Here is a 24406-nt window from a genome sequence, read left to right on the forward strand (position 1 = left end):
GCCGGTTAGAGCCCGACAACATCATCACAAATGTGTCTTGCTGGCTCTAACCATCTTTATATTGGCGGTTACCATGCACAGAAAAGTCGGGCTTTTTCCGGCTGTCCGCGTATATGAGCGGCGGGGAATGCGGGCTTCCCCGACATTCCCCTGTCCCACTCATGCCTTGATATTGGCGGCGTCAATCCAGCCAATATTTCCGTCGTTACGCCGATACACGATGTTCAGATCTTCCTTGCCGGGGCTGCGGAACATCAGCACCGGTTCGTCCGTCATATCGAGTGCCATGACGGCGCTCGCGACGGACATTGTCCTCAACTGTTTCGTGCTTTCGGCAACGATGGTTGGTGCATAATCCTCCGGGACTTCTTCGTCCTCGTAGGGCACCGAGTCCATCACCGTGTAGGCCACTTCGGCGGCATTCTGCCCGTTGCCGTTGTGGTGATCCTTGAGCTTACGCTTATAGCGCCGGAGCCGCTTCTCGATCCGGTCCGAGGCCGCATCAAAGGCCGCCTGCGGCTCATTCGCCTGGCCATTCGCCTGCAATACCACGCCCGTGTCGAGATGAAGTTTGCAGTCGGCGCTGAAACGCGATCCAGACTTTTCCACAGTGACCTGGCTTGAATATCCTCCATCGAAATATTTGGTAACCGCTTGGTCGATCTGCTCCCCGATTCGGGCGCGGAACGAATCGCCGATTTCCATATGTTTGCCGGATACACGCACACTCATGGAGTTTCCTCTCTCGTTCGTGATTTGCGCGTCCAGTCTATTCCAAGCGCCTTCGTCATCCAAGCTTTTCACGCAAGGGCGGCGCGTCTGCACCGCGGTTCGGCCGCTCGGCAACCGCCGAAGTGGAGTAGGTCCTCGGCGATTGCGGCGCGCTCTTATCGCTTGTGTCGCAAGGAGTCAATTGCGGGTCGCAAAAAATCCGCATTCGCGGTCAAATGCACGGCGCTCGAGATCACGATGATTTTAGGTCGGATCGACCTAAAATCGTGAATGTGATCGATTCTAATAAGTTGAGACGCGGGATGCGGGCGGAAAACCGCACACACATTTCCTCATCCCGCTCTACCAGCGCCGTGCGTCCTTTAGGACGCACAAAGGACGCTGTAACTCTTTGATCCCACGCATCGTGCTTTCCGAAAATCGGGTCCGATTTTCGGGCCGATGCGCCTAGAAGCCAGCCGCCTTGGCAAGCGCGCGCTTTTCACGTCGACGCTGGACCGAGGAGGGGATATTCATCGCCTCGCGATATTTGGCCACAGTGCGCCGGGCTATGTCGACGCCGGCCCGCTTGAGCAGATCGACGATGTCGTCGTCGGAAAGCACCGCTTCTGCGCTCTCCTGCTGGATCATGGTACGGATGCGGTGACGAACGGATTCCGCCGAGTGGGCGTCCCCGTTCTCGGCCGAGCCGATCGAGACGGTGAAGAAGTATTTCAGTTCGAAAAGCCCGCGCGGTGTCAGCATGTACTTGTTCGAGGTGACGCGGCTTACCGTCGATTCATGCATCTTGATCGCGTCGGCCACCATCCTGAGATTGAGCGGGCGAAGGTGGTCGACGCCGTTGACGAGAAAGGCGTCCTGCTGGCGTACGATCTCGCTCGCCACCTTCATGATCGTGCGGGCTCGCTGGTCGAGGCTGCGCGTCAGCCAGTTGGCATTTTGCAGGCAATCACTGAGAAAGGCCTGATCGGCACTGTTCTTCTGGGTCCCGCGCGAGATCGCGGCAAAATAGTCGTGGTTGACGAGAACCCGGGGCAGGGCGTCGGGATTGAGCTCCACCAGCCAACCTCCATCGGGTCCGGAACGCACGATGATGTCCGGCACGATCGCCTCGGTGACGCTCGTCTCGAAGCTGGTGCCGGGCTTCGGATCGAGCTTGCGGATCTCGGCAAGCATATCGACGAGATCTTCTTCGTCGACACCGCAGATCTTCTTGAGGCTTGCGAAGTCGCGGCGCGCCAGGAGCTCGAGATTGTCGATCAACGCCTCCATTGCCGGATCGAGACGATCGCGTGCCCGCAACTGAATGGCAAGGCATTCGCTGAGCGTGCGTGCGAAGACGCCCGGCGGGTCGAATTGCTGCAGGCTGAGAAGAACGCGCATCACATCGTCGCTGGTCGTGCCGAGGCTCGCCGCCGTTTCGGCGAGGTCGGCGTTAAGGTAACCCGCCGCGTCGAGCTGGTCGATGAGGTGCTGCGCGATAAGCCGGTCGCCGGGGGCGGCCAGTGCGAGGGGCAGTTGTTCCAGGAGGACGTCCCTCAAGGTTTTTCGGCTGGCGACGAAATCGTCGAGGTCGTATTCCTCGCTGCCCTCACCTTCGCCGCTACCTGGCATCGACTTCCATTGGCCGAGCAGTTCCGGTGCATCGGCGCGTTGCGGTGGCGTGTCGTCCGGGAAGACATTGGCGAAATCGGCGTCGAGCTGTTCGCTGAGCCTCTCGCCCGGGCTCGATGTCGCACTGTCGTAAAGGTCGCCCTGGCCGGCAACCTCATCCGGCTCCGTCTCGCCGGAAACGGGTGAGGGATCCTCGCCCGCGGAGCGATCCTGGGCCGTGATCATCTCGTCGCCCGCCTGAAATTCGAGCAGCGGGTTTTTTTCGACTTCCTGCGCGATGAACTGATTGAGCTCCAGGTGGGTCATCTGAAGCAGTTGGATCGACTGCATCAGTTGCGGCGTCATGACCAGCGACTGAGACTGGCGTAGATATAGGCTGGCAGACAAAGCCATGCTGACGCGTAACCCCCGTCACGATCTCCGATGGCCGTGTCGCCAGGTTCTCTCGACAGGCCTTTTTATTAGTTGGCCCAAAAATTGCTTATTAAGGTGTTTTGGTCAAGCACGGCTGCGGGCGGAAGTGGCGGATTCGCCCGCAATGTCGTCTATAGGCTGAAATTATCGCCGAGATAGAGGCGGCGGACATCGGGATTGGTGACGATGTCGTTGGCGCGGCCGTGCGTGAGAACTTCACCGGCATGGATGATATAGGCCCGGTCGATAAGACCGAGGGTCTCGCGGACATTGTGGTCGGTGATAAGCACACCAATGCCGCGCGAGGTCAGATGTCGCACGAGCGCCTGGATGTCGGCGACCGAGATCGGGTCGACGCCTGCGAAGGGTTCGTCGAGCAGCATGAAGGTCGGATCGGTGGCAAGCGCCCGGGCGATTTCCAGGCGCCGACGTTCGCCGCCGGAAAGCGCGATGGCGGGCGATTTGCGCAGGTGCGTGATCGAAAATTCACCAAGCAGGTCATCGAGCTTGGCTTCGCGCCGGTCGAGGTTCTGGTCGTGGATCTCCAGCACCGCGCGGATGTTTTCCTCGACCGTCAGCCCACGGAAAATCGACGCCTCCTGTGGCAGATAGCCGACGCCGAGGCGGGCTCGGCGGTACATCGGCATCGTCGTGACCTCGTTGCCGTTGATCTCGATCGAACCCTCGTCGACCGGCACCAGGCCGGTGATCATATAAAAGCAGGTCGTCTTGCCGGCGCCGTTCGGACCGAGCAGGCCGACAGCCTCGCCGCGGCGCACGACGAGCGAGACCCCGTTCACGACGCAGCGCGAACGATAGGATTTCGTCAAGCCGCGGGCGATCAGGGTGCCGTCGTAGCGCGCCTTGTCGACCGCATGAACGGCGCTGGCGCCCGCCGACGGCTTTTTGACCCGTTTGCGTTTGTGAAAAAAAGGAATCTGCACGAGCGGTCTACGTCAGTTCTGCTTGCGGGACTGCGGGTCAAGTTGGATCTGCACGCGGCCGCCGCAGGCCTCGAGCTGTGCTTCGCCCGTATCCATCTGTACGTTCAACTGGCAGCCGACGAAGACGTTCTTGCCTTCCGACAGGACGACCTTGTCGCCCTTGAGCACGATCGTCTGCTCGGTCATGTTGACAAGGCCGCTGTCGCCCGTCGCCTGCTGCGCTCCGGAACTGAGGAACACCTTGTTGCTGACCTCGATCCGATCGATGTCGGCATTGCCGCTCGTCACCGTAGCGCCACTTTCCGTCTTGTAAAAGACGGTCATGTTGCCCGCCTGCAACGTGGTCGTGCCCTGGACGACCTTCACGTTGCCGGTGAAGATCGCCTTGCTCTCGGGATCCTTGATCTCGAGCTTGTCGCTCTCGATCTGGATCGGCTTGTCGTTCGAAAGCTGAAGGCCCTTCATCCGGCTGGAGGTGGCCTGCGCGGAGGCGCTGGTAACAATCATCAACGCACCGAGTCCGGCGACGGCGAGACTGGCTGAAAGTCTAAAAAAAACGGCAGGTTTGACCGACATAGGTGCACCAGGTCCTATTTTGCGTTCTTGCGGATGGTGCTCGGGTCGACGTTGACCTTGACCATGCCCTCAAATGTTACAATACGTCCCTTATCTGTCATTCGCAGCGTCTGCGCAATAATCGATCCGCCGTTCATGCTGATCGCGATCGGGCGCTTCGTTTCCATCTCGCCGGCATTGATGTCCAGATAGGCGGACTGAAAATCGGCGTTGACGCCATTATTCATGGAAATCGTGAACGGTGCGTTCATATCGAGCGTGTTGGCGCCGCGATCGTAGATGCCGCTTGCCGCGTCCACCGTGGCGATCAGCGTGTCGTTCACCGGCATTTCGGCGTGAATGGTTTCGAGCGTGATGAGGTCCGGGTTGACTATGTCCTGAAGCGCACGCTGCGCTTTCATGGAATAGCTGATGTCCTGCTTGTTGCGGCCGGAGATGGCAGGATTCTGCATGACGATCTTGCCGTTCTCGATCGTCGCCGTCTCGAGTTGCAGCTCTTCCGGCAGGAAGGCGCGCACGAAGGAGACGGCCACGAAGATCATCGCGATGACGCTGGCGGCAAGCGGCAATATGACCTTGAGGCGTCTCACGCGCGCAGAGTGCCGCGCCGCCGAAGCGTAGGCATCGGAAGAACTCGTGCCCGAATCTGGAAAGATTCCGGGAAATCGTGCTTCGTTCAGCATGGAGAGGCCTGTCGGTTCCCTTGAGTCTCGGCGGCCCCGGAGGATCCGCATATACATACAATGGCGTAAGTCACCGCGAATATGGTTATTTTCCTGTCGTCCGACAATGGAGCGACAAAAACTTTGAAAGGCTGCGAAAAAGACGGTTGCGGCTTTTAACGGCCATCAACCACCGCTATCTAATGTGCCGCGGCTCGCGCAAATAGCATGTTCCGTTGGAAACTGACAGGACCTCGAGCCAAGAAAAACGGGAGAGACCCATGGACGAACTTGCCATAGCCGATCGTCGCAGCCTGCGCCGCAAATTGAGCTTCTGGCGTTGGGCGGCTGCCGCAATCCTGGTGGGCGTGGGCCTCGTGCTGTATGCCTTCTCTGGCTGGAGCGAGGTGACCGGGCGCGCGCGCCAGCACGTTGCGCGCGTTGCCGTCTCGGGCTTGATCCAGGACGACCAGGAGCTGGTCGAGCGGCTGGAGCGGATCGCCGACAACGATTCGGTCAAGGCGCTCATCGTGAAGATCTCGTCGCCGGGCGGCACCACCTATGGCGGCGAGGTCATCTACAAGGCGATCCGCAAGGTCGCCGCGAAGAAGCCGGTCGTTTCGGACGTCCGCACGCTTGCCGCCTCGGCCGGCTACATGATCGCGCTTGCGGGCGACCACATCGTCGCCGGCGAGACCTCGATCACAGGCTCGATCGGCGTCATCTTCCAGTATCCGCAGGTCAAGGCCCTGATGGACAAGCTCGGTGTCTCGCTCGAGTCGATAAAATCGCGGCCGCTCAAGGCCGAACCATCTCCTTTCCATCCGCCGAGCGAGGAGGCGAGAGCGATGATCCAGGCGATGATCGATGACAGCTACGGCTGGTTTGTCGATCTCGTGGCCGAACGCCGCAAGATCGCGCGGCCGGACGCGCTCGCCCTTGCCGATGGCCGCATCTTCACGGGACGGCAGGCGCTGAAGGACAGGCTCGTCGATACGCTCGGCGGGGACGAGGAGATCAGGGCATTCCTCGCCAGCCGCAACGTCCCGAAAAGCCTTCCGGTGGTGGACTGGGAGGCGCCGCGCGGAAACCTGCCTTTCGGCCTCGGCGGCGTCGTCTCGGAGTGGATCAAGGCTTTGGGATATGACGCTTTTCCGGCGATGAAGGGACTCGAAAAAATCGGCGGCGAGAAGTTGTTTCTTGACGGTCTTGTTTCGGTTTGGCAGGTTGAGTGACAAGAGGAGACGGCGCCATTTGTTGTCCTGAGCCGGAGGCTCGTTTGGCTCAGAGCGAGCGTTGTGACGCCAGTCGAAGCCACGAAACTGACAGAAAAAGCAAAAAATCAAGGGGGCGACAGTGATCAAGTCAGAACTGGTGCAGATTGTGGCCGCACGCAATCCGCATCTCTACCACCGCGACGTCGAAAATATCGTCAATGCGGTTCTCGATGAGATCACGGATGCGCTGGCGGCGGGAAACCGCGTCGAGTTACGCGGCTTCGGTGCCTTCTCGGTCAAGAACAGACCGTCGCGTTCGGGTCGCAATCCGCGCACTGGCGACTCCGTCTTCGTCGAGGAGAAATGGGTGCCCTTCTTCAAAACCGGCAAGGAACTGCGCGAGCGGCTCAATCCCGGCATGAACGGCAACGACGACGACTAGATCGCGATAATTCGGATCGATGAAGCGGTGGAGTCTTTCCGGCAGGCGAGAAAGGCTACCCTTGAACTCTGGGCGTCGGGCCTTGCGAAGACTGTCGCGATTTTCGCGGACCGATGCGACAGCAGGAACGGATGCATGCTCAAGAAACTGATCAATATCGTTATACTGGCGCCGCTGGGGATCATCCTGATCGTACTGAGCGTTGCCAATCGTCAGTCGGTAACCTTCGCGTTCAATCCGTTCAACCCGGCCGACAGCGTGCTTTCCGTTTCGGCCCCCTTTTTCGTGTTCCTGTTTCTCGCCGTCATCGTCGGCCTGATCCTCGGGGCGGCGGCGACCTGGCTCAGCCAGGGAAAATACCGTCGCCGCGCCCGCAACGAGGCAAACGAGGCATTGAAATGGCATCGTGAGGCGGAAAAGCACCGCAGTCAGGCCGAAAAACTTGCATCGCAGACGAGCCTGCCTGCGCCGCAGAACTGATCCTCCGCGTGTTTAGTTGCGCATGACCGGCGGGCTGCTCAGCTTGCTGCTTCCGCCGCACCCCCGCTGACCGCCAGGTTGAAATCCGCGAAGAATTGCTGCGCGAGCTTTCTCGATGTCGAATCGATCAGGCGCGATCCGAGCTGCGCGATTTTCCCGCCGACCACGGCCTTGACGTTATAGCGCAGCAGCGTTTCATCACCGGCCTCGTCAAGCGTGACATCTGCACCGCCCTTGGCAAAACCGGCGATGCCGCCCTTGCCTTCGCCGGATATCGTGTAGCTCTGAGGCGCATTGAGGTTGGAAAGGATGACATGACCGTTGAAGGTCGCCGAAACTGGTCCGATCTTGACCTTGACCACGGCCGTCAGTTCCGTCGGCGATATCATCTCGAGCGACTGGCAGCCGGGAATGCATCGCCTCAGGATCTCCGGATCGTTCAAGCATTGCCAAACTACGTCGCGCCGCGCCGCGATGCGTTCCTCGCCGGTCATTTCCATGCCTGTTCCTCCCGTCCTGCTCTTGGGCTTCGATCTTGGCAAATCGGAAACGGCTTTGCCAAGAGCATCGGCAGTGCTATTTGCACGGTTTAAGCGTATCGCCCGCCCGACAGAGGGTGTGAAGGCCGGTTGGCTGCGGCTTCGACCTATGAGCGGATACGTCGAGTGGTTTGATTGAAGTCCAAGGATCAGCGCGTGAAAGAAAAAGATCGGCGGTCGAAGAACGCCTCGGTCACGGCGGCGAAAGGCCGGGGCGCTGAGGCGCGTGGCGGCCGCCACGAGCAAAGGCACCTGCCTGCGAAGGGCGGCTACAAGGCCAGGAGCGGTGGACCGCCTGCAAAAGCCGCACCGGACAAGGGCGAGCGGCAGCGTTCCGCTCAGGAGGCGCTTCCAGCGCGTCCCGTCCGGCAAAGAACGGGCGACAAGCCGGCCGAGACCGTGCCGCTCATTCTCGAAACCGCGGCGACGGCGGGCTACCATCTGATCGACAGCGGCAACGGTGAGAAGCTCGAACAATACGGTCCCTACCGCATCGTCCGGCCCGAAGCGCAGGCGCTTTGGCCGAAGGCGCTGCCGGCCTCGATCTGGGAGAAGGCCGATGCCGTGTTCACGGGCGATACCGACGAAGACGGTATGGGGCGCTGGCGTTTCCCGCGGGAGGTGCTGGGCGAGACCTGGCCGATGCAGCTTCTCGATACCGATTTTCTCGGTCGCTTCACCTCGTTTCGCCACGTCGGCGTTTTCCCGGAGCAGCTTGCCCATTGGTCCTGGGTGAAGGATCAAGTGGCGACGGCCGGGCGGCCGCTCAAGGTTCTCAATCTCTTCGGTTACACCGGGGTCGCCTCGCTGATTGCCGCCAAGGCGGGCGCGGAGGTGACCCATGTCGACGCCTCCAAGAAGGCGATCGGCTGGGCACGCGAAAACCAGACCCTGGCCCGCGCCGAAAAACTGCCGATCCGCTGGATCTGCGACGATGCGATGAAGTTCATCCAGCGCGAGGAACGACGCGGCAGCCGCTATGACATCATCCTGACCGACCCGCCCAAGTTCGGCCGTGGCCCGAACGGCGAGGTCTGGCAGCTCTTCGACCATCTGGCAGCAATGCTCGACATCTGCCGCGAGATCCTGTCGCCTGACGCGCGCGGGCTTGTGCTTACGGCCTATTCCATCCGCGCAAGCTTCTATTCTATCCACGAGCTCATGCGCGAAACGATGCGCGGGCGCGGCGGCCGGGTCGAGTCGGGAGAGCTCATCATCCGCGAGGGCGGTCTCGACGGCAAGGAGCCGGGGCGGGCGCTTTCCACTTCCCTCTTCAGCCGCTGGGTACCCAAATGACCACTGACAGAAGCGATCACGGCACGCCGCGCGTCGGCCATGTGAAGGAGGTGACCAGCCTCACCAATCCGATCATCAAGGACATCCGCTTGCTTGCGCAGAAGAAGCATCGCGACGAGACGCGTTCCTTCATGGCGGAAGGTCTGAAGCTGGTGATCGATGCGCTCGATCTCGGCTGGAAGATCAAGATACTCGTTTACGCCAAGGCGGCGAAAGGCAAGCCGCAGGTCGAGCAGGTGGCGGCCAAGACCGTTGCCAAGGGCGGCCTGGTGCTCGAGGTCAGTGAGAAGGTGCTTTCGACGATCACCCGGCGCGATAATCCGCAGATGGTGGTCGGTATCTTCGAACAGCGTTATCGCGCGCTGAAGGACGTTCGACCAGCGGAAGGCGAGACCTATGTGGCGCTCGACCGCGTTCGCGATCCCGGCAATCTCGGCACGATCATCCGGACGGCGGACGCGGCCGGCGCCTCCGGCATCATCCTTGTCGGCGAGACCACCGACCCCTTTTCGCTCGAGACCGTGAGGGCGACGATGGGCTCGGTCTTCGCCATGCCCGTCGCGCGCGGCAGCGCCGAAGAATTCCTCAAGTGGCAAAAGGCGGCCGGCGTCAGGGTCGTGGCAACGCATCTGGCAGGCTCGGTCGACTACCGCACCATCGACTACAGGTCGAAACCGGTCGTGCTCCTGATGGGCAACGAACAGGCTGGCCTTCCCGAAGAGCTTGCCCGCGAAGCGGGCGCGCTCGCCCGCATCCCGCAGGCGGGCCGGGCGGATTCGCTCAATCTCGCGATCGCCACCGGGATCATGCTGTTCGAAGCGCGCCGCCATCTGTTGTCGCTGGATGCCGGCGCATGAGTGAGCGGCAGGTTCTGTTTTCGCGGTCGCTGCCGATCGCGGTCTTCATTCTGGTAGCGCTCGTTGCCGACCAGATCATCAAATATCTGGTCGAGACGTTGCTGCCCTTCCAGCAGGCGGTCGCGGTCATTCCGATGCTCGCCCTCTACCGGACCTACAATTACGGCGTGGCCTTCTCCATGCTTTCGGGGATGGAAGACTGGTTCATAATCGGCATGCGCCTCGCCGTCGTTGCCTTCGTGCTCTGGCTTTGGCGCCGCACGCCGAAGGACCGGTTCTTTGCGCACCTCGGCTATGCGATGATCATCGCGGGCGCGCTCGGCAACCTGGTCGACCGGCTGCTCTTCGGCTACGTCATCGACTATATCCTGTTCCACACCGCCAACTGGTCCTTTGCGGTTTTCAACCTCGCGGACAGCTTCATCACGGTCGGCGCGGGCGCGATCATCCTCGACGAGCTCTTGCTGGCGAAAAGGCGCGATCGCTAAAACTTTAGAAACGGGCTGAAGGCATTCGGAACGCTTGCCATGCTACTTCGATGGCATGAGCGAAGCGTCACGACTTGAGCGGCGGATCGATTCCGGTTTCGGTACGGGAGCCCGTGCGGTCCCGGCCGCACCGTTGGCGACCGATGCCAAAGGCCATTGGCCGACGCGCGCCGCCTGCGCTCTCGCAGGTATCGTCGCCGCGGCGATCCTCTTTGCGACGGGTGCAGCGAACGGCCTTCCCTTGTTTTCGGCAATTGTCGCTTCGGGCGGCCTTGCGGGGGCCTTCCTGCTTCTCGCCGGAGGCATCGAGACGCCCGACAGGCGTGGCATAGCGTTACGCGAGGCCGCCGGTGACGAAGACTGGCGGCGGCTTGAAACCTCGGCCCTGCTTTCGACAATTCATGACGGGCTTGGCGATCTTGCCATCGTGCGCACGATGGACGGCCAGATCGTCTATGCCAACTCGGTGTTTCACGAGGTCTGTGCTCGCGCCGACGTGCGCGGACTGACCTGCGCGGCGATAGGCTTAAGCCTCGAGCCGAAGCCTGAGCCAAACCATTATCTTGCGCGAATCTCGACGCCGACAGGAACCCGCCTCTACGACTGGCATGACCTGATCGCCCGTGAGCCGGCAACCGGCAGGCTGATGCGTCACAGCATCGCCCGCGACGTGACCGAAGAGGCGCACGCCGCGCGCGAACGGGAGGAAGCCCGCCGCCGCGCCGAGGAGGCAAGCCGCGCGAAGTCGCGCCTTCTTGCTACCGTGAGCCACGAGGTCCGTACGCCGCTCTCCGGTATTCTGGGTATGAGCCACCTGCTCGGCCAGACCCCGATGTCGGCGGAGCAGAAGAACTACCTCGCCGGTATCCAGCAATCCGGCCACGCACTGGTTCAACTGGTCGAGGATCTGATCGACTTTTCTTCGCTCTCGGCCGGGCGGTTTCAGTTACGCCCTTCACAGCAGGACCTGCGCCTCGTCATCGAGAGTGTGGTGGAGATGCTCGCGCACCGCGCCCACGAGAAGGGAATAGAGATCGCAGCCACCGTTGCAACCGAAGTGCCGGCGGGGATGGTGTTCGACGCCGCACGTCTCCGGCAGGTGCTCTTCAACGTGATCGGCAATGCCGTGAAATTCACCGAGAGGGGTGGCGTTCTCGTTGCCGCCGACATTGCCGATGGCGGCGTCCGAATCCGGATCGACGACACCGGTCCCGGCATGTCGGCCGATGAACTCGGACGCGTGTTCGAGGAATTCGAGCAGGCCGGGGACGATAGTCAGCGGGCCAAGGGCACCGGCCTGGGGCTCGCCATCTCACGCAGGATCATGGAGGCTTTCGGCGGCAGCCTGACCGCTTCCAGCGCCTCCGGCCGGGGAAGCCGGTTCGAAGTCCGGTTTCCATTGATCGGGGGTGGTCCTTCGGCCGCACGAGATGGCGTGCTATCTGGCGCCCACGTGCTGGCACTGGCTCCTGATGGCCCCGTCCTGAACGCGCTCGCCGCGACGATTACGACCCTTGGCGGCGTGTGTCATCGCGCGCCGACGCTTGCCGCCGCCGAAGCGATCGCCGCCGCCGTTCTGTCAAACGACCTGCCGCTGACCGACATCATCGTCGACCATCGCCATTCGGATGAGTTCCGCCGTCTTCTTGCACTGCAACCGGAGATCGGCAGCCTCGCGCTGCGCCGGACCTACCTTATCAACCCGGAGGAGCGCACCGCTCATCCAGTGAACCAGATCGACGGCTACGAGGCATGGCTGATCCGCCCCTTGCGCGAAAAGTCGCTGGTGGAAGTTCTGCTCGGGCGGCTGAAGGGCATCGAGAAGCGGGATGCGATCAACGACAACCGGCCCGTGCTGCGGGAGGCGCTGCCCTCGGGCGAGGCAGGCGAACAGGGCGATTACGACATTCTTCTTGCCGAGGACGATCCTGTCAACGCGCTCATTTTGCGGACGATGCTTCGGCGGGCAGGCTATCTGGTTCGCCACGTCGGAGATTTTGCGAGCCTCGATCACGCATTGCACGGGGCTGGCGAAACGGCTCATAAGACGGCCCGTCTGGTTCTTACCGACCTCAATATGCCAGGCGGCGATGGCCTTGCCATGCTGAAGCGCCTGCGCGAGCAGGAAAAGGCGGGTCACCGCCGCTTGCCCGTTGTCGTCCTGACGTCCGATACACGCGGCGACCTGCGGGAGCTTCTGATCGCGGCCGGAGCGGACTCGGTGTTGCCGAAGCCGCCGGAACCGGGGCGCCTCACGGCCGAGATTGCACGCCTTCTCGACGCCTGAGTTCCTGCATGTTTCCTAAATCGCAGCCGATCCAAGGATAAAAACTGTCGCAATTCAAAGTGCTACAGCGTCCCTTGCTCGTCCGATAAGACGCGCGGGGCCGTGGGGTCCGGCGCGCCAACCATCCCCGTGGGTTCCAGGCTTGCAAGCCGCCTCCGTGTCACTATCTTGTTGCAGAAACGTGGTTTAAGCCCGGCAGGCACAAGCGATTCGGGATAACACGGGATGACGATCGAACTTCTGGATTCGGCGAACGTGGTCGACACTTCACAGCCTTGCATCCGCAAGACGATTGCGACTCCGGCGACCGAGGTTCTCGGGCGGATCGGCAATCTCGAGACGCGGCTTGCCCGCTCCGCCGCCGAGGTCGATGCTGCACAGGCGGTACGCTACAAGGTCTTCGTCGAGGAGATGAAGGCGCAGGTGGGGCCGGATGCCGAGCGGCGCAAGCGCGACGTCGATAGCTGGGATTCGATTTGCGACCATCTGCTCGTTCTCGACACGTCGATCGAAGGCGACCCCGAAGACCAGATCGTCGGCACATACCGGCTGTTGCGGCAGGACGTCGCAGAGCGGGCGGGCGGCTTCTACTCGGCTTCGGAGTTTGCGATCGCCGAACTGCTTCAGCGCCATCCGGGCAAGCGCTTCATGGAACTCGGTCGTTCCTGCGTGCTGCCGGAATATCGGACGAAACGCACGGTCGAACTGCTCTGGCAGGGCAATTGGGCCTATGCTTTGAAACATGGCGTCGACGCCATGTTCGGATGCGGCTCGTTCCCGGGCGTCGTTCCGGAAGAGCATGCATTGGCACTCTCCTTCCTGCACCACAATGTTCTGGCTCAAGGGGAGTGGGCGGTTTGCGCCCGGCCGGAACTTCATCGGACCATGGACCTGATGCCCTCGGAAGCGATCAATCCCAAGAGGGCGCTTGCCGCCCTCCCGCCGCTGATCAAGGGGTACATGCGGCTCGGCGCAATGGTCGGCGACGGCGCTGTGGTCGATCATGCTTTCCGCACGACCGACGTGCTGATCGTGTTGCCGATCAGCAATATTTCCGGCCGCTATCTCAACTACTACGGCGCGGACGCCGGGCGTTTTTCTTCAACCGTGTCCTAATGCATGTCGCCCAAAAGTGTGCAGCGGTTTTGGGCCAATGTCATGCACAAAAACATTTAAAGCGCATTGCATGCGTCCGATTGAGCGCGACACGCTTTATGCGGCCGACTGCAGTATTAACCAGTTGTTAAGGATGTGTTTGACTTTCCTTGGTGAAGGATCAAAGTGTATTTCCATGGTTGATCTGGATTTTATGACGAAGGAATGTAAAAAATAAAGGGAAAGATTTGCAATGCGTCTGGGGGCGCGTATTTTGCAGTCAAATTCCTCCGATTTTTATGACCTAAGCGATGGATCTGCCATAAAAGATTGAGCCCACTTCCTTTGCCGGAGAAGTGGGCTCTTGTTTTATTGGAAATACGTGTGTCATTGCTGCACGTTCCGCCAGGCAATGTTTTCGGCCGACACAGCGCCTGTCTCGAAACGGTGCACCGTTTCCGTCAGGTTCCGGCATTGTAGGCGGCGATCGCCGCCAGGTTGACGAGGTCCGAATCCTTGGCCGACATGGAAGCGATCTGCACCGACTTGTCGAGACCGACGAGCAGCGGGCCGATAACCGTCGAGCCACCCAGTTCCTGCAGCATTTTCGTCGAGATCGAGGCCGAGTGGAACGCCGGCATGACCAGCACGTTGGCGGTGCCGGAAAGGCGGCAGAACGGATATTGCTCCATGACCCGGGCATTGAGCGCCACATCGGCGGCCATCTCGCCGTCGAACTCGAAATCGACGCGGCGCCTGTCGAGGATCTTCACGGCCTCGCGGACCCGTTCGGAGCGCTCGCCCGAGGGGTGGCCGAAGGTCGAATAGGCGAGCATCGCGACGCGCGGCACATAGCCAAGGCGCTTGGCGAGCCCGGCGGCTTCCTCGGCGATGTCGGCCAATTCCTCGGCCGTCGGCATGTCGTGGACCGCCGTGTCGGCGACGAGTACCGTGCGACCGCGGCAGAGCGCGATCGATACGCCGATGACTCGGTGGCCGGGCTTGGCGTCGATGCAGCGGCGCACGTCTTCGAGCGCGGTCGAATAGTTGCGCGTCAGGCCCGTCACCATGCCGTCGGCGTCGCCGAGCGCCACCATGCAGGCGGCGAAGTGGTTGCGGTCGTTGTTGATCAGCCGCTGCACGTCGCGGTGAAGGTAGCCCTTGCGCTGGAGCCGGGCATAAAGGAAATCCGTATAGGCGCCGACGCGCTTGGAGAGGCGTGCGTTGACGATCTGGATGCCGGCGCGGTTGAGGTCGATGCCTTCCCGCTCGGCGGTTTCGCGCATCTGCTCCTCGCGCCCGAGCAGGATCGCCGTGCCGAGCGCCTGGTTGGCATAGGCGATCGCGGAGCGCATCATCTGCACCTCTTCGCCTTCGGCAAAAACGATGCGCTTCGGCTGGCGGCGGACGCGTTCGAAGATGCGCTGAAGCGTCGAGGCGATCGGGTCGCGCCGCGCCGAAAGCTGCTGGGCGTAGTCGGAAAGGTCGGTTATCGGCTTGTGCGCGACGCCCGTTTCCATGGCCGCCTTCGCAACGGCAATCGGAATGGCCGAGATCAGGCGCGGATCGAAGGGAACAGGAATGATGTATTGCGGCCCGAAACGCGGCCTGTTGCCCTGATAGGCGGCGGCAACCTCGTCGGGCACGTCTTCCTTCGCAAGGCTCGCAAGGGCTTCCGCCGCGGCGATCTTCATGGCGTCGTTGATCGTCGAGGCGCGCACGTCGAGGGCGCCGCGGAAGATATAGGGGAAACCGAGAACGTTGTTGACCTGGTTCGGGTAGTCGGAACGGCCGGTCGCGACGATCGCGTCGTCGCGAATGCGGGCGACTTCCTCGGGCGTGATTTCGGGATCCGGATTGGCCATAGCGAAAATGATTGGTTTCGGCGCCATGGAAAGCACCATCTCCGTCGAGAGCGCACCCTTTGCCGACAGGCCGAAGAACACGTCAGCGCCCTCGAGCGCTTCGGCCAGCGTCCGGCGGTCGGTGTCGACCGCGTGCGCCGACTTCCACTGGTTCATCCCGTCCGTGCGGCCCTTGTAGATCACCCCCTTGGTATCGCAGAGAATGACGTTTTCCCCGTTGAAACCCATCGCCTTGATGAGCTCGATACAGGCGATGGCCGCGGCGCCCGCGCCGTTGCAGACGAGCCTGGTCGTCTTGAAGTCACGCCCCGTGAGCGTCAGCGCATTGATGAGGCCGGCGGCGGCGATGATTGCAGTGCCATGCTGGTCGTCATGGAACACGGGAATGTCCATGACCTCGCGCAGCCGCTGCTCGATGATGAAACAGTCCGGCGCCTTGATGTCCTCAAGGTTGATGCCTCCGAAAGACGGGCCGAGAAAGCGCACGCAGTTGACGAATTCGTCGACATTCTCGGTGTCGACCTCGAGATCGATCGAATCGACGTCGGCAAATCGCTTGAACAGGACGGACTTGCCTTCCATGACCGGCTTCGAGGCAAGCGCGCCGAGATTGCCGAGGCCGAGGATCGCGGTACCGTTGGAAATCACCGCAACCATGTTGCCGCGCGTGGTGTAGTCATAGGCGGTTGCCGGGTTTTCGGCAATCGCCTTCACGGGCACGGCGACGCCGGGCGAGTAGGCGAGCGACAGGTCGCGCTGAGTCGCCATCGCCTTCGTCGGGGCGATCTCCAGTTTTCCGGGCCGACCTTGTGAGTGGAAATCGAGCGCTTCCTGGGCGGTGACGCTTGTCATCGTGCGGTCGGTCTTGTCGGTAGCCGGCATGTTTCCTCAACCTCCTGTGGGCGACCGCCGAGGTCAGCCTCTTTGTTATTGTCGTCTATAAATGCTTGCGGATAGTGTGACATCTCTTTTTTTGGAACAATCATGAATTTCGTGACAGACCCATCGAGCCGCACGGGCGATGTCCTTTCCGTGTCCGATCTGGCGAGCGAGGAGAGCCGCTCGACCGCGACTCCGATGATGGAGCAGTACATCGAGATCAAGGCGAACAATCCGGATTCGCTGTTGTTCTACCGGATGGGCGACTTCTACGAGCTGTTCTTCCAGGATGCGGTCGAAGCCTCCCGCGCGCTCGGGATCACGCTGACGAAGCGCGGCCAGCACCTGGGCCAGGAGATCCCGATGTGCGGCGTGCCGGTTCACGCGGCCGACGACTATCTGCAGAAGCTGATCGCCCTCGGCTTTCGGGTCGCCGTCTGCGAGCAGGTCGAGGATCCGGCCGAAGCGAAGAAGCGCGGCAGCAAGTCGGTCGTGCGCCGTGACGTTGTCCGGCTGGTGACGCCCGGAACGATCACCGAGGACAAGCTGCTTTCGCCGGCAGAATCGAACTATCTGATGGCGCTTGCCCGCATCCGCAGCGGCTCGGAACCGGCCTATGCGCTCGCCTGGATCGACATTTCGACGGGCATCTTCCGCCTTGCCGAGACGGCCGAGGGCCGCTTGCTCGCCGACATACTGCGCATCGAGCCGCGGGAACTCATCCTGCCGGATACCGTCTTTCACGATCCGGAGCTCCGGCCGGCTTTCGACGTGCTCGGCCGAGTCGCGGTGCCGCAGCCGGCCGTGCTGTTCGACAGTGCGACGGCGGAAGGCCGCATTGCCCGCTATTACGGGGTGAAGACACTTGACGGCTTCGGCAGCTTTTCGCGCGCCGAGCTCGCGGCGGCTTCGGCCGCGATCTCCTATGTCGAGAAGACTCAGCTCGCCGAACGCCCGGCGCTCGGGATTCCGGAGCGAGAAAGCGCCGCTTCGACGCTCTTCATCGATCCGGCGACCCGCGCCAACCTCGAGCTGGTCAAGACGCTTTCCGGCGCCCGCGAGGGAACCTTGCTCCGAGCCCTCGACCGAACGGTGACGAGCGGCGGCGCACGGCTTCTCGCGGAGCGGCTGATGTCGCCGCTGACCGATCCCGATCGGATCAACACCCGGCTCGATTCGATCGAGGTCCTGGCCGACCAGCCGAGTTTCGCGACCGATCTGCGCGACGCCTTGCGGCGCGCGCCCGACATGCCGCGCGCGCTGTCGCGGCTGGCGCTCGGCCGTGGCGGCCCGCGTGATCTTGGAGCGATAAAGGCCGGGCTTCGGGCCGCAGCAGCGATATCGGCGCTGCTGTCGCGCGGCAGTCTCTCGACAGAACTGACCGAGGCGCATGCCGCGATCGACGCATTGCCGGAGGCGTTGCTCGACAGACTCGAGTCGATGCTCGCGGAAGAACTCCCGCTGTTGAAGCGCGACGGCGGCTTCGTGCGCGAAGGAGCGCATGGCGAACTCGATGAGATGCGGGCGTTGCGCGATCAGTCGCGCCGGGTGATTGCGGGCCTGCAGCTGCAATATTGCGAGGAAACCGGGATCAAATCGCTGAAAATCAAGCACAACAACGTGCTTGGTTATTTCATCGAGGTGACGGCGGGAAACGCCGGCGCGATGATCGACACGGACGCAGGACGCGCGCGCTTCATACACCGCCAGACCATGGCGAATGCCATGCGGTTCACGACGACCGAGCTCGCGGAACTGGAAACCAAGATCGCCAATGCAGCCGACCGGGCTCTCGCGATCGAACTTGAAGCGTTCGAGGCGATGTCGGGCGAGGTCGTCACGCAGGCCGAGGCGATCAAGGCCGCAGCACTCGCGCTCGCAACGCTTGATGTCTCGACCGGCCTCGCCGTCCTTGCCGAAGAGCAGAACTATGCACGCCCCGTCGTCGACCGCTCGCGGATGTTTACGATCGATGGCGGGCGTCATCCGGTCGTCGAACAGGCGCTCCGGCGTCAGGCGGCCAACGCCTTCGTTGCCAACGGTTGCGACCTCTCGCCGCCGGACGGTCACGAGGGCGGCGCGATCTGGCTGCTCACGGGTCCCAACATGGGCGGTAAATCGACCTTCCTGCGCCAGAATGCGCTGATTGCGATCATGGCGCAGATGGGGTCGTTCGTTCCGGCAGCGGCGGCGCATATCGGCATTGTCGACCGGTTATTTTCGCGCGTCGGCGCGTCCGACGATCTCGCCCGCGGCCGCTCGACCTTCATGGTCGAGATGGTCGAGACGGCGGCGATCCTCAATCAGGCGACGGACCGCTCGCTGGTGATCCTCGACGAGATCGGCCGCGGCACCGCAACCTTCGACGGCCTCTCGATTGCCTGGGCCGCGGTCGAGCATCTGCACGAGGTCAATCGTTGCCGGGGGCTCTTCGCTACGCATTTCCACGAACTGACGGTGCTTTCCGAGAAGCTCGGGCGGCTCTCGAACGCGACAATGCGGGTCAAGGAATGGGACGGTGACGTGATCTTTCTGCACGAGGTCGGTCCCGGTGCCGCCGACCGGTCCTACGGGATCCAGGTCGCCCGGCTTGCCGGTCTGCCGGCATCGGTCGTGGCGCGGGCGAAGGACGTACTTGCCAAGCTCGAGGACGCCGACCGCAAGAACCCGGCGAGCCAGCTGATCGACGACCTGCCGCTTTTCCAGGTGGCAATCCGGCGGGAGGAGGCGGCAACAAGGGCTGGCCCTTCGAAGGTCGAGGAGGCGCTGAAGGCGCTTAATCCCGACGACATGACGCCGCGCGATGCCCTCGACGCGCTCTATTCGCTGAAGAAACAGCTGGATGCCCGCTGACCTTGCTTGAGCGCGGCATCGACCGGCTATTGCATGCGCCAACTCAAAGTGCTGCAGCGTCCTCTGCGCGTCTGAAAAGACGCGCGGTGCTGCAAGCCGATTTTTCCTGTTATTTGCGGGATAGAAAGGCTATACAGCGCCGCGTGTCTTCTACGGCGCCATGCGCCTTCAGACGCGCAAAGGTCGCTATGGCACCTTGAGGACGTGGCATTTTGAAATGCTGCATGTTTCCGGCCAGTCCACGGCGACATGCAGGAGCGCTGGCAGATGCAGCGGAATACACAACCAGTCGGACAGGACGCCCCTCGGCACTTCATGGCCAGACACGAAACTTCCTTTCCCGAAATTCTCGATGTTGCGGCGCTCAGAGCGAAATGCAGCTTTATCGCCTCTGCTCATGCGGAGCAGCGAGAACCGATGCGCCAGGCCCTGCTTGCCGCATTCAAGCAGGCCAATCTTGCGGGCCGCGCCAAGGCGCGCGAGTTGCTTGCTGTCGACGGCGCCGGGATCAAATGCGCCGAGCGCATCTCCTGGCTCCAGGACCAACTCATTACTCTCCTGCATGATTTCGTGTTGAACGAGGTTTTCGATGCGGCGAAGGCGCCGGCGGCGTCTCGCATCGCGGTGACGGCCGTCGGCGGCTACGGCCGCGGGACTTTGGCGCCGGGGTCAGACATCGACCTGCTCTTCCTGCTGCCTGCAAAAAAGGCGGTCTGGGCGGAGCCGGCGATCGAGTTCATGCTGTATATCCTCTGGGACCTGGGCTTCAAGGTCGGTCATGCGACGCGCACGATCGAGGAATGTATCCGGCTGTCACGCGCCGACATGACAATTCGCACGGCGATCCTCGAATGCCGCTACATCTGCGGCTCCGAGGCGCTGGCGAGCGAACTCGAAACGCGCTTCGACCGCGAGATCGTTCGCAATACCGGTCCCGATTTCATTGCCGCCAAGCTTGCCGAGCGCGACCAGCGCCATCGCAAGGCTGGCGACACCCGCTATCTCGTCGAGCCGAACATCAAGGAGGGCAAGGGCGGACTTCGCGATCTGCACACGCTGTTCTGGATCGCCAAGTATTTTTACCGGGTCAAGGACTCGGCCGATCTCGTCAAGCTCGGCGTCCTGTCGCGACAGGAATACAAGCTTTTCCAGAAATCGGAGGATTTCCTCTGGGCGGTGCGCTGCCACATGCATTTCCTGACGGGCAAGGCGGAAGAGCGGCTGTCCTTCGACATACAGCGCGAGATCGCCGAGGCGCTTGGCTATCACGATCATCCCGGCCTCACGGCTGTCGAGCGCTTCATGAAGCACTACTTCCTCGTCGCCAAGGACGTGGGTGATTTGACGCGCATCTTCTGCGCCGCGCTCGAGGACCAGCAGGCGAAGGACGCACCGGGGATTTCCGGGGTGATCAGCCGTTTCAAGCACCGCACCCGCAAGATCGCCGGCACGCTCGACTTCGTCGACGATGGCGGACGCATCACGCTGTCGAGCCCCGATGTCTTCAAGCGCGATCCGGTAAACCTTCTGCGGCTCTTCCACGTCGCTGACATAAACGGCCTGGAGTTCCATCCGGCCGCGCTGAAGCAAGTGACCCGCTCGCTGAGCCTGATCACGCCGCAACTGCGCGAAAATGAAGAAGCCAACAGGCTGTTCCTTTCGATCCTGACATCCAGGCGCAATCCGGAACTGATCCTGAGGCGCATGAACGAGTCCGGCGTGCTTGGCCGCTTCATCCCGGATTTCGGCAAGATCGTGTCGATGATGCAGTTCAACATGTATCATCACTACACGGTGGACGAGCATCTGCTGCGCACCGTCGATATTCTCTCGCGCGTCGAGCGCGGCATCGAGGAGGAGGCGCATCCGCTTTCGGCGACGCTGATGCCGGGCATCGAGGATCGCGAGGCGCTCTATGTCGCCGTGCTGCTGCACGACATTGCCAAGGGCCGGCCGGAGGACCACTCGGTCGCCGGCGCCAAGGTGGCGCGCAAGCTCTGCCCGCGTCTGGGGCTTTCTCCGAAGCAGACCGAAACCGTGGTCTGGCTGGTCGAGGAGCATCTCACCATGTCGATGGTGGCCCAGACCCGCGACCTCAACGATCGCAAGACCATCGTCGATTTCGCCGAACGCGTGCAGTCGCTCGACCGCCTGAAAATGCTGCTCATCCTGACGGTCTGCGACATCCGGGCGGTGGGGCCCGGCGTATGGAACGGCTGGAAGGGACAATTGCTGCGCACGCTCTACTACGAGACGGAGCTTCTACTCTCCGGCGGCTTCTCGGAATTGTCCCGAAAGGAGCGCGCAAAGCATGCGGCCCACATGCTGGAGGAGGCGCTGACCGGGTGGCCCGAGGCAGACCGCCAGGCTTATGTTCGGCTGCACTATCAGCCTTATCTTCTTTCGGTGGCGCTCGAGGATCAGGTTCGGCACGCGGAGTTCATTCGCGATGCGGACCGGGGCGGCAGGACCCTGGCGACCATGGTGCGCACCCACCAGTTTCACGCCATCACCGAAATCACCGTACTTTCCCCGGACCACCCGCGCCTGCTGACGGTGATTGCGGGAGCCTGCGCCGCGGCGGGCGCTAACATCGTCGACGCCCAGATCTTCACGACGTCCGATGGGCGGGCGCTGGATACGATTCTCGTCAACCGCGAATTTCCGGTCGACGAGGACGAGATGCGCCGGGCGGCGAGCATCGGCAAGCTGATCGAGGACGTGCTTTCCGGCCGCAAGCGGCTGCCGGAAGTGATCGCCAGCCGCACCCGGGTGAAGAAGCGCAGCAAGGCCTTCACCGTCACGCCGGAAGTGACGATCAGCAACACGCTGTCGAACAAGTTCACAGTCATCGAGGTCGAGGGCCTCGACCGGCCCGGTCTCCTTTCCGAGGTGACGGCAGTGCTATCCGACCTCTCACTCGACATCGCCTCGGCCCATATCACCACATTCGGCGAGAAGGTGATCGACACCTTCTACGTGACCGATCTGGTCGGCTCGAAGATCACCGGCGAGAACCGGCAGACTCACATCGCTGCGCGCCTCAAGGCAGTGCTGGCGGGCGAGGTCGACGAGGTCCGTGACCGCATGCCCTCCGGCATCATCGCGCCGGCTCCCGCGCCGCGCACCTCACATGCTTCCAAAACGACAAAAGCCGAAACATGAGCCTGGTCAAGAAATTTGCAACCGTCGGCGGCGCGACGCTCGGAAGCCGCGTCTTCGGCTTCGTCCGCGAAACCTTCATGGCGGCGGCGCTCGGCACCGGACCGGTTGCCGATGCCTTCAACACCGCCTTCCGTCTGCCGAACACCTTCCGCCGGCTTTTCGCCGAAGGCGCCTTCAATTCCGCCTTCGTGCCGCTCTTTGCAAGGGAGATCGAAGCGCGCGGCATGGACGGTGCGCGGCGCTTCTCGGAAGAGGTTTTCGGTGTGCTCTTCACCGTTCTCCTGATTCTGACGATCGCCATGGAACTGGCGATGCCCTTCATCGTCAGGGAACTGATCGCACCGGGCTTTGCGAATGACGCGGCTAAATTCGCAAGCACCGTAACCTTCGCGACGATCATGTTCCCCTATCTCGCCTGCATGTCGCTGGCGGCGATGATGGCGGGCATGCTCAACTCGCTGCATCGCTATTTCGCCGCCGCGATTGCGCCGGTTTTTCTGAACGTCATCCTGATCGGCGTGCTTGCCTATGCCTGGTACGACGGGCATGACGCCGTCGCCGTCGGTTACGGCCTTTCCTGGGGCGTCCTGGCTGCAGGGCTGGTGCAGCTTGCGATCGTATGGTTCGCGGTGCGCAATGCCGGGATCCGGATCGGGCTTCGCCGTCCGCGGCTGACGGCGAATGTCAGGCGGCTTCTGGTGCTGGCGCTGCCGGCGGCAATCACCGGCGGCATCACGCAGATCAACCTTCTGATCAACACCAATATCGCCTCGGCAAAAGCGGGTGCCGTGTCGTCGCTCGTCTATGCCGACCGCATCTACCAGCTCCCGCTCGGCGTCGTCGGCATCGCGGTCGCGACCGTGCTGCTGCCGGAACTTGCACGGGCGCTGCGCGCCGGCAATCTCAACGAGGCATCGAACCTGCAGAACCGCTCCGTCGAGTTCACGCTGTTCCTGACGCTTCCGGCCGCCGCCGCGCTGCTTGTCATGTCGGAACCGATCGTCCGGCTGCTCTTCGAACGCGGCAAGTTCTCAGCGGAATCGACCGTCGTGGTCGGCCACATCCTGGCGATCTACGGCCTTGGTCTGCCGGCCTTCGTCCTGATCAAGGCGTTCATTCCGGGCTTCTTCGCGCGCGAGGACACGCGCACGCCGATGATCTTCGCCGCCATTTCCGTGGTGGTGAACGTGTCGCTGGCGCTGACGCTGTTTCCGACGCTTGCCGCGAGCGGTATTGCAACGGCGGAGATCGTCGCCGGTTGGGTGAATGCCATACTGTTGTTCGCAACCCTCGTCTGGCGTGGCCATTGGGGGCGCGACATTCCGCTGTTGACCCGGATTCCGCGCCTGATCGTTGCGGCGGCGGTCATGGCGGTGGCGCTGCATTTTGCGATCCAGTGGCTGGCGTTCCCGCTCTCCTCCGCCGCCCCGCTTTTGACACGAGCCGTGACCCTTTGTGGGTTGGTGGCGGCGGCAATGGTGATCTATTTCGCTTTCGCCTTCGGTCTCGGCGGCGCGAGTCTCGGCATGATTCGCCACAATCTAAAGCGCAGGGCTGCCGTCGAAACTGCAGCCAGCCGGGAGCCCGACGCGTCATGAAACAGACGGTCGCCCGCGTCACCATCGTCGTGCCGGACTACGACGACGGCATCGCCTTTTATTGCGGCAAGCTCGGTTTCGACCTGATCGAGGACACGGACCTCGGCAGCGGCAAGCGCTGGGTTCTCGTTCGGCCGAAAGGTGCTACGGAGACCGCCTTGCTTCTCGCCAGGGCGGCGGATGAACGGCAGCGGGCCGCGATCGGCAACCAGACCGGCGGCCGGGTCGGTTTCTTCCTGTTCACCGACGACTTTGCCCGTGATCACGCCGCGATGGTGGCTGCCGGCGTCGAATTCCGCGAGGCGCCCCGCCATGAGGCCTACGGCTCGGTCGCGGTGTTTGCCGACCCATTCGGCAATCTTTGGGATCTGCTGCAGCCGGCATCGTGATCCGTTGTACGCCC

19 protein-coding genes are annotated in these 24406 nt (G+C 62.3%); 12 read left to right on the forward strand and 7 right to left on the reverse strand.

Going from position 1 to position 24406, the window contains the following annotated elements; translation table 11 throughout:
* Positions 1-159 precede the first annotated feature (159 nt).
* The 5 genes from hpf to lptC form a co-directional block, all read right to left on the reverse strand.
* Positions 160-732, reverse strand: a complete 573-nt coding sequence (gene hpf, locus QA637_RS00085; RefSeq protein WP_153442614.1) for a ribosome hibernation-promoting factor, HPF/YfiA family — start codon at positions 730-732, stop codon at positions 160-162.
* 447 nt (positions 733-1179) lie between these two features.
* Positions 1180-2739 (reverse strand): RNA polymerase factor sigma-54, encoded by a 1560-nt coding sequence (gene rpoN, locus QA637_RS00090; RefSeq protein WP_283062784.1) that lies wholly within the window; start codon positions 2737-2739, stop codon positions 1180-1182.
* A gap of 152 nt (positions 2740-2891) precedes the next feature.
* Positions 2892-3704, reverse strand: coding sequence for an LPS export ABC transporter ATP-binding protein (gene lptB, locus QA637_RS00095; RefSeq protein WP_184108412.1), 813 nt, complete (start codon positions 3702-3704; stop codon positions 2892-2894).
* A 12-nt stretch (positions 3705-3716) separates the two neighbouring features.
* Positions 3717-4280 carry an LptA/OstA family protein gene (locus tag QA637_RS00100; RefSeq protein ID WP_283062787.1) on the reverse strand — a complete coding sequence of 188 codons (564 nt, stop codon included), beginning with the start codon at positions 4278-4280 and terminating at the stop codon, positions 3717-3719.
* A 14-nt stretch (positions 4281-4294) separates the two neighbouring features.
* The gene (gene lptC, locus QA637_RS00105; RefSeq protein ID WP_283062788.1) at positions 4295-4963 is read right to left on the reverse strand and encodes an LPS export ABC transporter periplasmic protein LptC; all 669 of its coding nucleotides are present in this window, start codon (positions 4961-4963) and stop codon (positions 4295-4297) included.
* A 260-nt stretch (positions 4964-5223) separates the two neighbouring features.
* Between lptC and sppA the strand changes: the two genes are divergently transcribed.
* The 3 genes from sppA (at position 5224) to QA637_RS00120 (ending at position 7081) form a co-directional block, all read left to right on the forward strand.
* On the forward strand, positions 5224-6177 hold the full coding sequence (sppA, locus tag QA637_RS00110) for a signal peptide peptidase SppA (protein ID WP_283062789.1): 954 nt from the start codon (positions 5224-5226) through the stop codon (positions 6175-6177).
* A 121-nt stretch (positions 6178-6298) separates the two neighbouring features.
* Positions 6299-6601 carry an integration host factor subunit beta gene (locus tag QA637_RS00115; protein WP_136506735.1) on the forward strand — a complete coding sequence of 101 codons (303 nt, stop codon included), beginning with the start codon at positions 6299-6301 and terminating at the stop codon, positions 6599-6601.
* 135 nt (positions 6602-6736) lie between these two features.
* Positions 6737-7081 (forward strand): lipopolysaccharide assembly protein LapA domain-containing protein, encoded by a 345-nt coding sequence (locus tag QA637_RS00120; protein ID WP_153438860.1) that lies wholly within the window; start codon positions 6737-6739, stop codon positions 7079-7081.
* Positions 7082-7119: 38 nt separating this feature from the next.
* Here QA637_RS00120 and QA637_RS00125 read toward each other — a convergent pair whose 3' ends face one another.
* Positions 7120-7581 carry an SRPBCC family protein gene (locus QA637_RS00125; RefSeq protein WP_153438858.1) on the reverse strand — a complete coding sequence of 154 codons (462 nt, stop codon included), beginning with the start codon at positions 7579-7581 and terminating at the stop codon, positions 7120-7122.
* A 195-nt stretch (positions 7582-7776) separates the two neighbouring features.
* On the opposite strand from QA637_RS00125, the gene QA637_RS00130 reads away from it, so the two are divergent.
* From QA637_RS00130 to olsB, 5 genes are all read left to right on the forward strand, one after another.
* Positions 7777-8916 carry a class I SAM-dependent methyltransferase gene (locus QA637_RS00130; protein ID WP_283062794.1) on the forward strand — a complete coding sequence of 380 codons (1140 nt, stop codon included), beginning with the start codon at positions 7777-7779 and terminating at the stop codon, positions 8914-8916.
* A complete protein-coding gene (locus QA637_RS00135; protein ID WP_283062796.1) occupies positions 8913-9773 on the forward strand; it encodes a TrmH family RNA methyltransferase in 861 nt (286 codons plus the stop codon). Before QA637_RS00130 ends, QA637_RS00135 begins: the two co-directional genes overlap by 4 nt.
* Positions 9770-10261 carry a signal peptidase II gene (lspA, locus tag QA637_RS00140; protein ID WP_283062798.1) on the forward strand — a complete coding sequence of 164 codons (492 nt, stop codon included), beginning with the start codon at positions 9770-9772 and terminating at the stop codon, positions 10259-10261. The genes QA637_RS00135 and lspA overlap by 4 nt, the downstream gene beginning before the upstream one ends.
* A gap of 55 nt (positions 10262-10316) precedes the next feature.
* A complete protein-coding gene (locus tag QA637_RS00145; RefSeq protein ID WP_283062799.1) occupies positions 10317-12548 on the forward strand; it encodes an ATP-binding protein in 2232 nt (743 codons plus the stop codon).
* 225 nt (positions 12549-12773) lie between these two features.
* Entirely contained in the window at positions 12774-13664 is an 891-nt protein-coding gene (gene olsB / locus QA637_RS00150) for a l-ornithine N(alpha)-acyltransferase (protein WP_283062801.1), read from the forward strand.
* 440 nt (positions 13665-14104) lie between these two features.
* Here olsB and QA637_RS00155 read toward each other — a convergent pair whose 3' ends face one another.
* Complete coding sequence (locus QA637_RS00155) at positions 14105-16390, reverse strand: NADP-dependent malic enzyme (protein ID WP_283062802.1); 2286 nt, start codon at positions 16388-16390, stop codon at positions 14105-14107.
* A 102-nt stretch (positions 16391-16492) separates the two neighbouring features.
* Between QA637_RS00155 and mutS the strand changes: the two genes are divergently transcribed.
* From mutS to QA637_RS00175, 4 genes are all read left to right on the forward strand, one after another.
* Positions 16493-19240 (forward strand): DNA mismatch repair protein MutS, encoded by a 2748-nt coding sequence (mutS, locus tag QA637_RS00160; protein ID WP_283062804.1) that lies wholly within the window; start codon positions 16493-16495, stop codon positions 19238-19240.
* Positions 19241-19555: 315 nt separating this feature from the next.
* Positions 19556-22405, forward strand: coding sequence for a [protein-PII] uridylyltransferase (locus tag QA637_RS00165; protein ID WP_283062806.1), 2850 nt, complete (start codon positions 19556-19558; stop codon positions 22403-22405).
* Positions 22402-24003, forward strand: coding sequence for a murein biosynthesis integral membrane protein MurJ (gene murJ / locus QA637_RS00170; protein WP_283062808.1), 1602 nt, complete (start codon positions 22402-22404; stop codon positions 24001-24003). The genes QA637_RS00165 and murJ overlap by 4 nt, the downstream gene beginning before the upstream one ends.
* Positions 24000-24392: a VOC family protein gene (locus QA637_RS00175; protein ID WP_153438840.1), complete on the forward strand. Its 393-nt coding sequence runs from the start codon at positions 24000-24002 to the stop codon at positions 24390-24392. Before murJ ends, QA637_RS00175 begins: the two co-directional genes overlap by 4 nt.
* Positions 24393-24406: the final 14 nt, after the last annotated feature.

It is taken from the genome of Sinorhizobium terangae (genome assembly GCF_029714365.1).
GTDB classification, from domain to species: domain Bacteria; phylum Pseudomonadota; class Alphaproteobacteria; order Rhizobiales; family Rhizobiaceae; genus Sinorhizobium; species Sinorhizobium terangae.